The sequence below is a fragment of the Colwellia sp. D2M02 genome (assembly GCF_018860755.1).
Classification (GTDB): Bacteria; Pseudomonadota; Gammaproteobacteria; order Enterobacterales; family Alteromonadaceae; genus Colwellia; species Colwellia asteriadis.
The window spans coordinates 1-13,111 of record NZ_JAHKPW010000043.1 but is presented as its reverse complement, the minus strand read 5'-3'; the positions used below and the strand labels follow the sequence as shown (position 1 = coordinate 13,111).

The 13,111-nt window shown below is 38.1% G+C and carries 12 protein-coding genes; 3 read left to right on the top strand and 9 right to left on the bottom strand.

All coding sequences use genetic code 11. The features are described from left to right. Positions 1 to 49: 49 nt before the first annotated feature. Entirely contained in the window at positions 50 to 649 is a 600-nt protein-coding gene (locus KO495_RS06710; protein WP_215979633.1) for a TIGR04211 family SH3 domain-containing protein, read from the bottom strand. 136 nt (positions 650 to 785) lie between these two features. Here KO495_RS06710 and KO495_RS06705 point away from each other — a divergent pair, with 136 nt between their 5' ends. After that, positions 786 to 2,432, top strand: a complete 1,647-nt coding sequence (locus KO495_RS06705) for a CYTH domain-containing protein (protein ID WP_215979632.1) — start codon at positions 786 to 788, stop codon at positions 2,430 to 2,432. 33 nt (positions 2,433 to 2,465) lie between these two features. Then, positions 2,466 to 3,392 carry a L,D-transpeptidase family protein gene (locus tag KO495_RS06700; RefSeq protein ID WP_252738847.1) on the top strand — a complete coding sequence of 309 codons (927 nt, stop codon included), beginning with the start codon at positions 2,466 to 2,468 and terminating at the stop codon, positions 3,390 to 3,392. Positions 3,393 to 3,479: 87 nt separating this feature from the next. Here the strand turns inward: KO495_RS06700 and KO495_RS06695 are convergent, their stop codons facing one another. The 8 genes from KO495_RS06695 to KO495_RS06660 all read right to left on the bottom strand — a co-directional run bounded on the left by KO495_RS06695 (position 3,480) and on the right by KO495_RS06660 (position 9,983). After that, positions 3,480 to 3,719, bottom strand: a complete 240-nt coding sequence (locus KO495_RS06695) for an LPP leucine zipper domain-containing protein (protein WP_215979630.1) — start codon at positions 3,717 to 3,719, stop codon at positions 3,480 to 3,482. Between the two features lie 94 nt (positions 3,720 to 3,813). Further along, positions 3,814 to 4,146: a hypothetical protein gene (locus KO495_RS06690; protein ID WP_215979629.1), complete on the bottom strand. Its 333-nt coding sequence runs from the start codon at positions 4,144 to 4,146 to the stop codon at positions 3,814 to 3,816. An 83-nt stretch (positions 4,147 to 4,229) separates the two neighbouring features. Further along, a complete protein-coding gene (locus KO495_RS06685) occupies positions 4,230 to 4,871 on the bottom strand; it encodes a hypothetical protein (RefSeq protein ID WP_215979628.1) in 642 nt (213 codons plus the stop codon). A gap of 47 nt (positions 4,872 to 4,918) precedes the next feature. Beyond that, entirely contained in the window at positions 4,919 to 5,611 is a 693-nt protein-coding gene (locus KO495_RS06680; RefSeq protein WP_215979627.1) for a PspA/IM30 family protein, read from the bottom strand. A gap of 49 nt (positions 5,612 to 5,660) precedes the next feature. Next, positions 5,661 to 6,074 (bottom strand): DUF2170 family protein, encoded by a 414-nt coding sequence (locus KO495_RS06675; protein WP_215979626.1) that lies wholly within the window; start codon positions 6,072 to 6,074, stop codon positions 5,661 to 5,663. A gap of 168 nt (positions 6,075 to 6,242) precedes the next feature. Next, positions 6,243 to 7,934 carry a polyamine aminopropyltransferase gene (locus KO495_RS06670; RefSeq protein WP_215979625.1) on the bottom strand — a complete coding sequence of 564 codons (1,692 nt, stop codon included), beginning with the start codon at positions 7,932 to 7,934 and terminating at the stop codon, positions 6,243 to 6,245. A gap of 149 nt (positions 7,935 to 8,083) precedes the next feature. Next, the gene (locus KO495_RS06665) at positions 8,084 to 8,986 is read right to left on the bottom strand and encodes a DUF350 domain-containing protein (RefSeq protein WP_215979624.1); all 903 of its coding nucleotides are present in this window, start codon (positions 8,984 to 8,986) and stop codon (positions 8,084 to 8,086) included. A gap of 22 nt (positions 8,987 to 9,008) precedes the next feature. Next, entirely contained in the window at positions 9,009 to 9,983 is a 975-nt protein-coding gene (locus KO495_RS06660; protein ID WP_215979623.1) for a hypothetical protein, read from the bottom strand. Positions 9,984 to 10,193: 210 nt separating this feature from the next. Here KO495_RS06660 and glnE point away from each other — a divergent pair, with 210 nt between their 5' ends. Further along, positions 10,194 to 13,049 carry a bifunctional [glutamate--ammonia ligase]-adenylyl-L-tyrosine phosphorylase/[glutamate--ammonia-ligase] adenylyltransferase gene (gene glnE, locus KO495_RS06655; RefSeq protein WP_215979622.1) on the top strand — a complete coding sequence of 952 codons (2,856 nt, stop codon included), beginning with the start codon at positions 10,194 to 10,196 and terminating at the stop codon, positions 13,047 to 13,049. Positions 13,050 to 13,111: the final 62 nt, after the last annotated feature.

The following is a 13,111-nucleotide window of genomic DNA, read 5'->3' as shown; positions in this document are numbered from 1 at the left end:
TATTACGTAAAATAATGCTACGTTCAAGAGAGTTGAGCGGAGTAATATATTACTTCCAGCTACCCATACCTTCACGACGACGAGTGAAGAATTTAGGTAAAATTAACCCAAGTACTAAACCAAAACCAAGTACAATTGCGCCATTAAAAAACCATTGCTTTTTAATGTTAGTGTCTTGATCTTTTAACTTACTACTGGTGTCTGCTAGCGCTTTATTGAGCTTTTCAGCGTCTTTCGTGAGTAAAGTATTTTGTTGCTCTAAATCGGCGATGGTACTCTTCAGTTGATTTACTTCACCGTCTAACTGTTGTGTAAAGCTTGTTGCATTATTCACTTGATTATTCAACTCTTCCACAGTGAAGCGCAAACCTGGTGTTGTAGTTATGTATTTCGATTCAACCCAAGCGGTTCTGTTTTTTTCATCAACGATTTCACTATAATCTTTGGCACTGTTACCCGTAATGGTTATTTGTGCACCAGCAGTGATGGTGCCATAAATTTTATAGTTAGTACCAGGGCCAGCATGCATGAAAATAGAAAGATCATCTGAAATGTAGCCAGTTGAGGGGGCCGATGACTCTTCTGCTTGTGCTAATGAGGTAAAAGTGATGAGTGAAAAAGAGATAAATAAACTAAACAAATATTTCATAGCAGCGCCGTAATGTAAAATAATACAAGATACTATGTGTTTGAGCCTGTTATGGCAAGGATAAATGATACTCTTGGTATCTGATCTTACAAAGTGTATGCTACTCCTTGTTTGATAAAAGCTGATACGGAATACAATGGCGACCGAAATAGAACTTAAATATTTGTTATGTGAAACAAATAATACCAACTCAAAAGCAGATATTACGACCGAAATAACCAATATACTGTTAAGTGAGCAATTGAGCTTTAGCCAACAGCAAAAGCAGCTTGCTAATTATTACCTCGATACCCCTAATCTTGAATTACGTCATTTAGATATGGGACTTAGAGTGCGCGGTATAAAAACTCCTGAGGCTCCATTACAGTTTGAGCAAACCATAAAAACGGCAGGGCAGGTTGTAGGTGGCTTACATAAGCGTCCGGAGTATAATGTTGATATTAGCTCTAAGCATGTCGATTTATCTCTTTTCCCTGAAAATATTTGGCGTGATAGCGGTGGAGATGTTGATAAGTTACAGCAAGATATTCAAAGCCTTTTTGAAACCCACTTTACTCGCACTACTTGGTTAATTGAGCTAGCAGGCTCCGTTATTGAATTAGCCTTTGATGAAGGCAGCGTTAGTTGTGAAGGCTACGATAAAACCTTACCTATTTATGAAATTGAACTAGAGTTAGTTAGCGGTGAGCAGCAAGCATTATTTAGTTTAGCTAAAATACTATTAGCAACGCTTGCTATGCGACCAGGGCAACTAAGTAAGGCTGCTAGAGGCTATACTCTTGCTGCACAATTTAATGCTTCAAAAGATAACATCTCAAAAGAAAACAACCTGAAACTAACAAAGAAAGCTATTAACGAAAATATTGATACAACTCCGGTCGAGTTACAGCTTGAAGTTATTCCTATGCGAGGCGTAGCCTCAATTAGTCAAGCATTTCAGCATGGAGTGTCACACTCGTTAATCTCGTTACAACGTAACGTGGAATGCTATATCTCTGACCCTAAAGTAAGTACTTTAATAAAAATAGCAGAATTGCTAGCGTTATTGCGACAAGGGTTTTGGTTGTTTGAACAAGAGCTGTCAGTTGACTATATTGAGATTCGTAAAGAGTTAAGTTACTTTATTCGTGTTATTAATTGGGCTGATAATGCTGAGCACTTACAAGAATTAATGAGTAAAAGTGGTGGTTATCGAAAAAAAATAGCCCACAGCGATGAGCTAATTACTAAGCTGCAATTAGAAAAAAGTCGCTATCCTGATACAGCACAAATTATTGCGCTATTTTACAGTGAGCGCTTTAATCTTTTACAGTTATCATTACTGAATATTTTATTAAATAATGAGTCTCTAGTTTCACTTCATACGTCTAACGACAGTAGCTTACTTAATTTCGCTCAGCAGAAATTAACCTATAGCTTACAGACAATTAAAACAGAGATGAGCTTGGTGCCTATAGAGCCGACTACTGAGGCTTGTCAGTCATATATGTCGCTTCATGGGATCTTAATTAGGAGCTTGTTAGCTGGCAGCTGGTTTAGTACTTTATTTGATGGTGAAGTTAGCCGAGAAAAAATGCAGAGTTACCGCAGAGCCTGGCTAGACATTAAACAAGGAATAAGCGAGCTACAAACGCTATATATTTTAAAGCAACAGTTAGCGGTGTTATCGCATCCTGAAGAAAAGCTAGAAAAGTGGCTTGATAGTAAAATAGAGAACTTATTGCTGGCGTTAACTCACTCTCGTGATAATGCCGAGTCAATAAAGCCTTACTGGCAGTTTTAAGCGTTTAGCTGCTTTATAAAGAATTTAATGAAAATGAAAGTTATCTATTTATCTTTAGTAATATTGATGGCCATTGGTACACTTAACGCTACCGAGTATCAATTGCCGCAAGGAAAGTCTCGACTTATCGGTCATGAGCAATACCATACTGTCATTAAAGGTGATTACTTCCAGCAAATAGCAGAACAATATAACGTTGGTTTTTTAGCCTTAATGGCGGCAAACCCGAATGTAGACCCTTTCTTACCGCCTGTAAATAGCCAGGTTACTATACCCAAGGCAATGCTTATCCCGCCTATTAGGCGTGTTGGCATTGTGATTAACTTACCAGAGTTACGTTTATACTATTTTTCTCCTGATAACAAAACTGTGCGAGTATTTCCTGTCGGAATTGGCCGTGAAGGTTTAGAGACACCAGTAGCGACTAGCTATATTAGTGAAAAACGAGAAGATCCTGTTTGGCGACCAACCAAAGAGATGCATGAGCGCTATTTTGCCGAGCATGGTAAAAAACTAGCTGACGTTGTACCCGCGGGGCCAGATAACCCATTTGGTAAATACGCATTACGTTTAGGCACCAGTGAGTATTTAATTCATGGCTCTAATAAACGCTTTGGTATTGGTATGCGGGCGAGCTCAGGTTGTATAAGAATGTATGATGATGACATTAAATGGCTTTATGACAATATTCCCTTGAAAACTAAAGTGAGAATTATTGACCAACCGGTAAAAGTGTCTTATGAAAACGGTCACAAAAAGCTAATTGAAATACATCAGCCTTTAACTGAAGAAGATGGCAGTAAAAGTACGGTTAAAATAAGTGATGTTGTTCAGCGTTTTGTTGGTACAGAGCGAGCACATTGGCATCAATTATTACCCTTTATCGAACAACCTAAAGGCTTGGTCGTTGAATTGGAGCCGATAGCTAGTGAAGTTAAGTTAAAAGACCACAGTAAGTAACACGATCTGCAGTTAATCGATACACATAAAAAAGCCTTTAATCAATGATTAAAGGCTTTTTTATTAATTATAATTGAGAAAGCTCAATTATTTTTTGTATGAAGCAACAACATTATTAATGCGTTCATTAGCTTCTTCAGCGGCAGCTTTAGCTTCTGCTGCTTGTTGGCTCAATGCCGCTTGTTGACTTTGTAAACTATCAACTTGAGTTGATAATGCGTCAACTTTGTTCGTTAAATTTGCGATATTCTCTTCTAAAGCGTCAGTATTTGCACAACCTGTAAGTGCTACAGCAAAAGCTGAAATAGCTATTTTTTTTAGTAACATAATGATATCCCTGTAGTGATAGTTTTTTTCATTTACATTATGACACAAAATAAATAATCAACAAATATTTACAATAAACGATAGAGCCGTAAAGTTAATTCTGTGATGGTTGTTGATTCACGTAGTTGATTAGGTCGTCCATCAACTTCTTCTTAATTTCAAGTTGTTGATCGGCAGCTAACTGGTATTTTTCCGCTAGTACTTCGTAATCACTCGGCGCTAAACTCACAGTTAAACGCGGTCGTTTAGGTCTTTTATTAATGGGGAGACCTAAGATATCGCGTATTTGATCAGAAGGGCTTAAACCAGCTTCTAATGCTTCTTTACGAATAGATAGTTGTATTTTTTCATCCATATCAAAGGCGACTTGCACCGCTTTCATTGCCTTGACGGATGATTGCCATTTGTCGGGGACTTTTCTGCTCATGACTACTTCCTCGAATTACGAAGTCGTGTTTCTATAATTTCACAATAGGTGTTTAACTTAGTTACTGCTTAGTTATTGTTTAGCTAAGTTGCAGGGTACATATCAACAATATCGCTTAATGGACGAAATAAGGTTAAACAAACTTCAGTGTCGCCATCTTGCCATACTTCAACATCAATCCCTTTACTTTGATCCTCATTAAATAAACTGTATAGCTCAAACTGTTCACCGCTGTCTTGTCCCTCATAGGCACTAAGGCTTTCACTGCGATGATCTTTACGATGAAAATAACCTACTTTAGCGAATACACTTTGCTGGTATTGCTCGCTACTCCAGTTAGCAGTTAAAGCCGAGTCTTTTTGTTTGTTTAAAAATGCTTGCCCTGGCTCATCAAAAACTTGCGAAAAATCATCTAAATCAAATAAAGTTTCAATGTCTTCATGATGAATTTTTAAAGAAAATTTTAATTCGGTATTGTCATCAACATCGAGTGATAAAAATATTTCCAAGTCGTTAGCACCAACTAAAGCCCACTCGCTTTGCGTATTATGTTCAAATTCATAGCTGTTAATAGCTTTCACTTGAAACTGCTGACCGCGAAGAGACTCTGGTAAAGCAAAACTGTCTGTTAGCACAATAATGTCACCCGTTAATAATTGATTAACTTGGCTAAGTTTACGTGGTGCTTCAGCTGTTTTATTAAATATTTTCTTTAAAAAATTCATCGGCTTTCCTAACGAAAAATGGGCACTGAGTGTGCCCATTGGTTTAACTATTGTTTTTGTTTCGCTTTAATGCGATCAAGCACTGAGTTGGCACTGCTATCTTGGTTGCCAATTCCTGCGGCTTTAAGCTGAGCTTCAAGTGATGTGTCAGAGTTTTCAGACTCAAGCACTTCAGCTGCCTTCATTTTATCATCAAATTTTTGTTGCTTAGCTTTAATGCGCTCTAAAGAGTCTTTAGCGCTAAGCAGTTTAGAGTTACTTGATGAAAAGTTATCGGTAATTGCTGACGTTGCTTTTTGTACACTTTCTGTGGTTTTAACCATAGAGAGTTGACGTTTATGTTCAGCAACTTGACGTTCACTTTTCTTAACTAACTCTTTTAAACGCTCAGCGTTGCCAGCGAAACTGTCATGTGCTTGTTGCTGTGCTGATAGGTCACTTTCTAAAGCGGCAATTTTTTCAGCTACGGCAAGGGCTAATGTTTCATCACCTTTTTCAAGGGCTTGTCCAGCATAACCTTCGTGCTCAGTAATTTCACGTTGTAGACGGTCTACCTCACGTTTTGCTGCCATTTGCTCAGCCATCACGCCAGTTAAATCGCGCTTTGCTTTAGTTAAATGATTTTCTGCATCACGAATTTCTTGTTCAAAAATTCGAGTTGCGTTGGCATCGATAATTGCTTCACCAGCTTCTGATGCGCCACCACGTACTGCGGTCATGATTTTTTTAAAAATACTCATTGTTTACTCCTAATAGGATGACAAGTTAATTATTGGTGCAATTACTGTATTAAAGTAAAAAGTCACTCATATCATCAATAACTTCAACGGCGTTATTACTTAGTACCGTTAATTCGTGTTCTACATCAGCTAAGCTTGAGCTTATGGATAAAGCGCCAAATACGACATATTTATCACCAATTTTTGAGAAAGATGATAGTGGCATTGGAATGCTCATTTCTAGCATGCTTTCATGCATAGGTGCTATGCATTCGGGTTTAACCTCTTCAACGCCCCATAAGTAGCTAATGCATAAAATTTGGTCTTCGGTAACTGAAACAAAAATAGGTAACTCTTCTCTTCCTAAGATGCTAATTTGCAATACATCTACTTCGCCTGAAATCGGCTGACAATCAAAGCTCATTCCAGTGTCTGAATTATCTGCCAGGCTATTTAAATGATCGGCTATAGTATGAATATTCATTTATTTCCTATCCTCAATGTAAAAGTGTCAGTGACATAATATGTCGACTTGGTTAAATTTAGCACCCTGACATATTATGTCAAGGAGCAATTAGTAATTATTTACTTTATTTTGTGTGTTTCATGTAATCATGCTTTTTAAGTTGTTGTGATGTATCTCTATTATTGTTTAATTTAACCCTTGTTGATCTTGCCATGCTTGTTGATGAAGCTGGTAAATAGTATGGCTGCCAAGGGTGTTTACTCTAATATCGTCTTTATCTTTATAAAAGTCATTAGGAAAAATAAAAGCATTTTTTAAAAGTGCTAAGTTTAACCACGTATGCTGCACAGATAGGTGTGATAACTTATTTAATCTCGCTAAAGGGCTTGCGCCTGTTTTTGCTGCAATAGTCCAACCCCATTCACCAAAACTAGGTACGTTGTCGTGATATTGCTCTACATGAGCGTAATTTGCTGCCGCCATGGTTTTTCCTATGGAGATGAAAGACGCTTTAGCGTGGTATGGGCTGGTTGATTGCACTGCAATTAAACCGTCACCGGCAAGTAATAGCTTTAAGCGTGCGTAAAAATTAACAGAGTAAAGTTTATTAAGATCAGGGTGACTTGGATCAGGTAAGTCGACAATAATGGCATCAAAAACTTGTTTGTTTTTTAATAGTGCGTTAATTGCGATAAAAGCATCTTCTCGATAAATTGTAACACGTTCATCTTGTAGACTGTTTTCATTTAGTTGACTGATTTGTCGCGCTAACCTTGGGTTTACGTGTTCTTTTGGCTCTTTAAATATATCGATTAATTCACCGTCTAAATCGATAAGAGAGATGTTTTTAGGAGAGTATTTTAAAATATCACGCAGTGCTAAACCGTCACCACCGCCAATAATTAAAATGTTGTCATGCCTTGCTGAGCCTGCCAGTACCGGGGCAACTAAATAGTCATGATAAATGTGTTCATCAATAGAAGAGAACTGTAAGCGACCATTGAGGTAAAAATTAATGATATTATTTTGTTCAAGCCCCATATGGCGCTCGGTAAAGGTGAGTTGCTGATAACGGGTTTTATCGAAGTGAACTACTTTATCTAAGTACAGTAAGCTATTCATTTGGTTTAACCACTGATTACCATAGTTAAACATTAAGCCAATAATCAGTGCCAATACTAAGTGTAAAGCAACAAAGGTTTTACGCCAGGTAAGCTGTGACCAATAGCGTAAGATAAATACAGCGCCAGCAATTAAGTTTAAACTTGCAGTTAAGGCTGCGGCTTTACTAATATCAATACTCAGTAAAAATATGACCCAGATAGCAGCGCCAATACCGGCACCAATATAGTCAGCACCATAAATAGTGCCAAGATTGTTAGCTAAATGTTTTTGATAAATATCTTCTCTAATGCGGGCAATTAGCGGGATTTCCATGCCGATAAAAAAGCCTAACAAGACACCAAAAAAGTAAGGGCTATTAAAAGCCAGCCAACTTAATTGTTGGAATATTCCCCCTTGAGGCTTCATGTCTGGTGGTAAAGCAAACATATTGGCAATAATTTCAGGCAATATTTGTGTGACGGCAATTAGACCACCAATAATTAAGATTGCACTTGAGCCAAGTAAAGCAATAATAAGTTCTAGCCACACAAAACCGTTGTATGCACTGCGTACTTTTCTGGCAGCAAAAGCACCTAACCCCATAGAAACTATCATCAAGCCTATCATCGTATAGATAGTGCTTTCCATGACTCCTAAGACACGCCCAGCATAATGTGAAAGTAAGTACTCATAAATAAGTCCACAGCCAGCCAAGATAGCCATGGTGAGAATTAGTAATGTGTCGTCAATAATACGGGTATTTTTTGCAAGCATTTTAATATGATGAATACTATTTTAGGGGAGGGGGAAGTAAGCGAGGTTCGCTATACTGTATTAGCTTAATACGTTGGTAGTTTTTTATTAGCGATAACAGTAGCGGTTGTATTACGCACTACCGTTATCTTTATTTAGCTGGTAACTGTTTAAGCCATCAACGCTGTTAATATTAACGCGATAGCAATGCTAGTTGCCATTTCAATACTGGCAACACCAATGTTGTGCTGCTGATCAACTTCTTCAACTAAATTAATACCCCAAAGCACAATGTGTTTAGCTAGTGCTGTTAACAAGGCAACAATTAAGGTCATGGCAATACCAAAAATTAACCAGCCGAGTAAATTAACCACTAAGGTTTCTGGGCTGTAAATAAGAAAGTGGCTAGCAGCAGTAACGGCTAATGCGGTGCTAATTACTTGGCCGCTATAGCGAATCGCTAAGGCGAGTTGCCCTTTACTTAATGCTTCTTGTAAACAGTCTTCTTGATTATTCTTAGCGTATTGCTTTTCACGTAAACGGGTGATTATTACTAAAACGGTTTGTGCAACAATAAAGCCGCTGGTAATCGCAATGAAAGTGCTAATATCTAAACCATCAACCCATAACAATACTGCGCGGATAATAATAGCAGTTGCAATAGCACCTGCAGCATCAATAATGCCAATGGTGAGGTTCTTTTCAATAATCAGTGCGGTTTTGTCTAAGTGCTGTAATGCTACTTTGTCGTGAATAATACGACCCACTTTTATTAATATTAAGCCGTAGCCGCCATAAGCTAACATACCAATAGCTTCCATAGCATAGCTACTTGCTGCTTCACCAGTAATAGCGCCAGTAAGCACAATGCCTAAGGCTAAAACACTACCCGCAACACTGATACCAAAAGCAAAATTGTCTTGTTTAGCGAGTTCTTCTGTACTATTTACCTTAGCACTTAAGCCAGATAGAAAGCGCATGGCTCCTAAGAGTAAAATAGCAATTGAAACATCAATAGCAAGGTAGGCGAACAAATCTTGATTTACACCAACGAGTTCAATAAATGTATTCATAAGTAATTATTTCCTGTCTTTACTATTTCCCGCGTCTAAAGCCGCGAGATGTGTTGGTACTTGAGTTTCTAAAGCCTGAACTTTTAGTCGACTTGCTTGCATAGCTGCTTTTTTTAACGTTATCTGAGCGAAAGCGTTTAGCGCTATTTTGTGCGGTTTTACTCTGGCTTGATAAGCTTGACGAGCCAGCTCGATTTTTACTATAGGGGCTACTGTACTTTTGCCCTTTACTGGCAAATGACTTTTTAGTGCGTGTATCGAGTTGCGTTTGGCTTTTAAGTTGGCTAGGTGAACTATAACGTGTGCGGCCATAATCATTATAATAGCTATAGTTTCGAGAGCGACCCCAGTCATTGTAATAAGTACGACGACCAAATAAGTCGCCCATCATTGAGTACATACCGTACCATGCCCAAAATGACATGCCGTTACTACCCGTTTGCCAACTGCCGTAATTAGGGTTACCAATAAGCTGTTCACCAGTACCGAAATCTTGTGCGTTATTAGCTTGCTGACTTTGAGCTTTGGACAATGAGTTGATACGCGGTAATTGACCATCAGACATATCGGCGAGCACATTGAGTGGGTCACTTAATGCATCAGAATAAAGTACTGGATCTGCGGCTTGATAAATATTAAGTAACTCATTATAAAGTGCTTGGCTTGATTCAAACATCTGTGGCTGCGTTTTAACCGTATTAATACGGTCTAACAACGCTTTATACATTGGACCTTGTGTCGTTGCATCTTTAGAAAATTCATTAATTAATGGACTAAGTTGAGGTTTTAATTGTTCAACTTTACGAGCATATTGTTTAATTAATGTCGCATTGCGGACTTGATCATTACTAAGGGCGTTACCTAATTGAGCAACACGTTGTTCAGTAATGGGAAGTTGTTGTTCTATTTGGTCTTTTATTGGATCACCACAGCCAAACAAGCTAAATGTTGTTGCTATGATCAAAAGCAATAAAAAAGGTGTTTTTAGCGCTTGCATTTATGCCATCATCTCCTTAAAAATGCTATGTTATCAGATTAGTTAGCAAATAAGTAATGCGTTATTTGTGATTAAACATAGCGTCAGCCTTAATTTATAGTAATACTTTGTGCTATTGAAGTATTCACCAGTAAAAATCGGCGTTGTTCAATTAATAGCATTAATGACATATTATGTCTAGCTTTACCCTTGACCTTATTTGGAGTGCTTGTGTCTTTAGTTTTATCATCACGATTACAAAATCAACAACAAAAAAACTGGCAGCGTTTTGAAGAACAACATCATAAGGCCTATAGCCAGTTGTCGGTAGAGCAACTTGAGTTGTTTAAACAAGCAATAGCATTAAGCGACTTTATTTTTGAAAGTGCGTTACAAGCTCCTGATTTAGTTATTCCTTTGTTTACTGAAACGTCTAATGAATTGTTGCCAAATTATCAAAAACTATTACATGAAATATTGGCAACGTGTACTGATGAAGTGCAATTACACCGAATATTACGGCGTTTCAGATTACAACAAATGGTAAAGATTGCTATTGATGATTTACTGTTTAGTGTCAGTTTAGACTGCTCTTTATTACGTTTATCTTCATTAGCCGATGCACTTATTTTAAGTAGTTTAGCTTGGCTAACAGCTTTTTGTGAAGATAAGTGGGGTGTACCTAAAAATGCACAAGGCGAGCAACAAAAGCTATTAGTGTATGGAATGGGCAAGCTAGGCGGTAAAGAACTAAACTTTTCATCTGATATAGATCTTATTTTTACTTACCCTGAAAGCGGCGAAACGGTTGGTTGTCGACGCAGTATTGATAACCAATTATTTTTCACCCGTTTAGCACAAAAACTGATTGCCTCGCTGCATCAGGTAACGTGCGATGGCTTTGTTTATCGCGTTGATATGCGTTTACGCCCTTTTGGTGACAGTGGTCCGTTGGTGTTAACGTTTAATGCCATGGAGCATTACTACCAAGAGCAAGGTCGTGATTGGGAACGCTACGCTATGCTTAAAGCTCGTGTAATTGGTGAAGGTTTTTATCATCAACAACTAAGTAACATGCTTAGGCCTTTTGTGTATCGTCGTTATATTGATTTTAGTGTAATAGATAGCTTACGCGGTATGAAAATGATGATCGCGCAGGAAGTTAGGCGCAAACAGCTCATTAATAACATTAAATTAGGTGCTGGCGGTATTCGAGAAATTGAATTTATTGTGCAAGTTTTTCAGCTCATACGAGGTGGCCGTGTTAAAGAGTTGCAACAACGTAATTTGTTAACGGTGTTACCACAGCTTGTTATTAGTGGCGAAATTAGCGCTGAGACGCAGCAAACACTAGAGCAGGCTTATCGCTTTTTACGACGCGTTGAAAACATTATTCAAGCACTTGCAGATAAACAAACACAAACCTTACCTGACACGCCATTAGATCAAGAACGCATACTTGCAGTATTAGCTATTAATAGTTGGGAAGAATTTACAACTATTTTAACCGCTCATATGAATAATGTTCACCAAGAGTTTCAGCAATTGATTGGTGTAGAAAGCCCTAACCATGAAGCCGCAGATGAGCATTGGGTGACGTTATGGCATAGCCGTTGGAGTGATGAAGAGTCCATTACTTGGCTAGCACAAGATGATCAAACATGGGATAGCGCTAAGGTATGGACTGCTATTAATGATTTCAGAGAAGAGTGTAATAAGCGCAGTTTAGGTAGTCGCGGTCGACAAGTGCTAGATAAGCTTATCCCACTATTACTATGTCGATTACAAAAAACCACTAAAGCCGATGTGGTGTTAACCCGGGTCTTAATTGTTTTTAGTAAAATAATTACTCGTACCGCTTATCTTGAGCTGTTATTTGAAAACGAAGGGGCACTTAAACAATTATTGCATTTATGCCAAGCGAGCAGCTGGGTCGCTGAATATATTGCTAAATATCCTATCTTATTGGATGAATTAATTGATCCTAAACTATTGCACAACCCCCCACAGTTAAGTGCTTATGCCTTAGAGTTACGTGAGCGTATGCTACGTATTCCTGAGGAAGATTTAGAAGCCCAAATGGAGGCACTGCGTCAATTTAAGCAATCGCAACAACTACGTATAGCCGCCGCAGATATTGCTGAAGTATTACCTGTCGCTAAGGTTAGCGATCACCTTACCGCTTTAGCCCAAGCTATTATTGATGAAGGGATTACCTTGGCTTGGCAGCAATTAAGTAGCCGTTATGGTGTACCACAAACTTGCTTAAATGAGGATAAAGGCAAGGGCTTTGGTGTTATTGCTTATGGTAAAACTGGTGGTATAGAGTTGGGTTATAGTTCAGATCTTGATTTAGTTTTTACCCATCATAGTGAGCGCGATGAAGTTACAACGGGTCAAATTGACGGTAGTCGCGTGATTGCCGCCAGTCAGTTTTACATGAAGCTGGCACAGCGTATTATGCATATTTTTAATACGCGTATGAACAGCGGCATATTATATGAGCTTGATATGCGCTTACGCCCTTCGGGTAATTCAGGCTTATTAGTCGTGCACTTAAATACCTTTGGCAAATACCAAGAAGAAGATGCGTGGACATGGGAGCATCAAGCATTGGTTCGCGCCAGAATGATATACGGTAATGATGAACTAAAAGCACAGTTTACCGCTATTCGCCATAATATTTTATCTCGAGTAAGAGAACTTGATACTTTAAAGCAAGATGTTACTTCAATGCGCGATAAAATGCGTGCACACCTTGATAGTTCTAATGAAGAGCTTTTAGATATTAAGCAAGGTCAAGGTGGTTTAGTTGATATTGAGTTTTTAGCACAATACTTAGTGTTAGCTAATAGCCATGAACATGCTAACTTAATGAAAAACTCTGATAACTTAAGTATTTTTAAAGCACTCAAACAAGCTGGGATTATTAACGAGCAAGAGCAAACGTTACTAAGTGATACCTATCAACAGTTACGTGCTTTAGGGCACCATGCCACTATGCAGAATGAAAAACAGTGTATTAGTAGAAGTTATTCAGCACAGCCAGAATTAGTGAGTAAACTGTGGGCTAAGTTTTTAACTTAAATAAGTTTTTAACTTAAATTAGGACTGTTGATTTTTCGAGATTTTTTTGCAGCTTTTTGTTG

Coding starts and splice junctions, on each gene's coding strand:
- KO495_RS06710 (WP_215979633.1), bottom strand. CDS start 649: ATGAAATATTTGTTTAGTTTATTTATCTCTTTTTCACTCATCACTTTT.
- KO495_RS06705 (WP_215979632.1), top strand. CDS start 786: ATGGCGACCGAAATAGAACTTAAATATTTGTTATGTGAAACAAATAAT.
- KO495_RS06700 (WP_252738847.1), top strand. CDS start 2,466: ATGAAAGTTATCTATTTATCTTTAGTAATATTGATGGCCATTGGTACA.
- KO495_RS06695 (WP_215979630.1), bottom strand. CDS start 3,719: ATGTTACTAAAAAAAATAGCTATTTCAGCTTTTGCTGTAGCACTTACA.
- KO495_RS06690 (WP_215979629.1), bottom strand. CDS start 4,146: ATGAGCAGAAAAGTCCCCGACAAATGGCAATCATCCGTCAAGGCAATG.
- KO495_RS06685 (WP_215979628.1), bottom strand. CDS start 4,871: ATGAATTTTTTAAAGAAAATATTTAATAAAACAGCTGAAGCACCACGT.
- KO495_RS06680 (WP_215979627.1), bottom strand. CDS start 5,611: ATGAGTATTTTTAAAAAAATCATGACCGCAGTACGTGGTGGCGCATCA.
- KO495_RS06675 (WP_215979626.1), bottom strand. CDS start 6,074: ATGAATATTCATACTATAGCCGATCATTTAAATAGCCTGGCAGATAAT.
- KO495_RS06670 (WP_215979625.1), bottom strand. CDS start 7,934: ATGCTTGCAAAAAATACCCGTATTATTGACGACACATTACTAATTCTC.
- KO495_RS06665 (WP_215979624.1), bottom strand. CDS start 8,986: ATGAATACATTTATTGAACTCGTTGGTGTAAATCAAGATTTGTTCGCC.
- KO495_RS06660 (WP_215979623.1), bottom strand. CDS start 9,983: ATGCAAGCGCTAAAAACACCTTTTTTATTGCTTTTGATCATAGCAACA.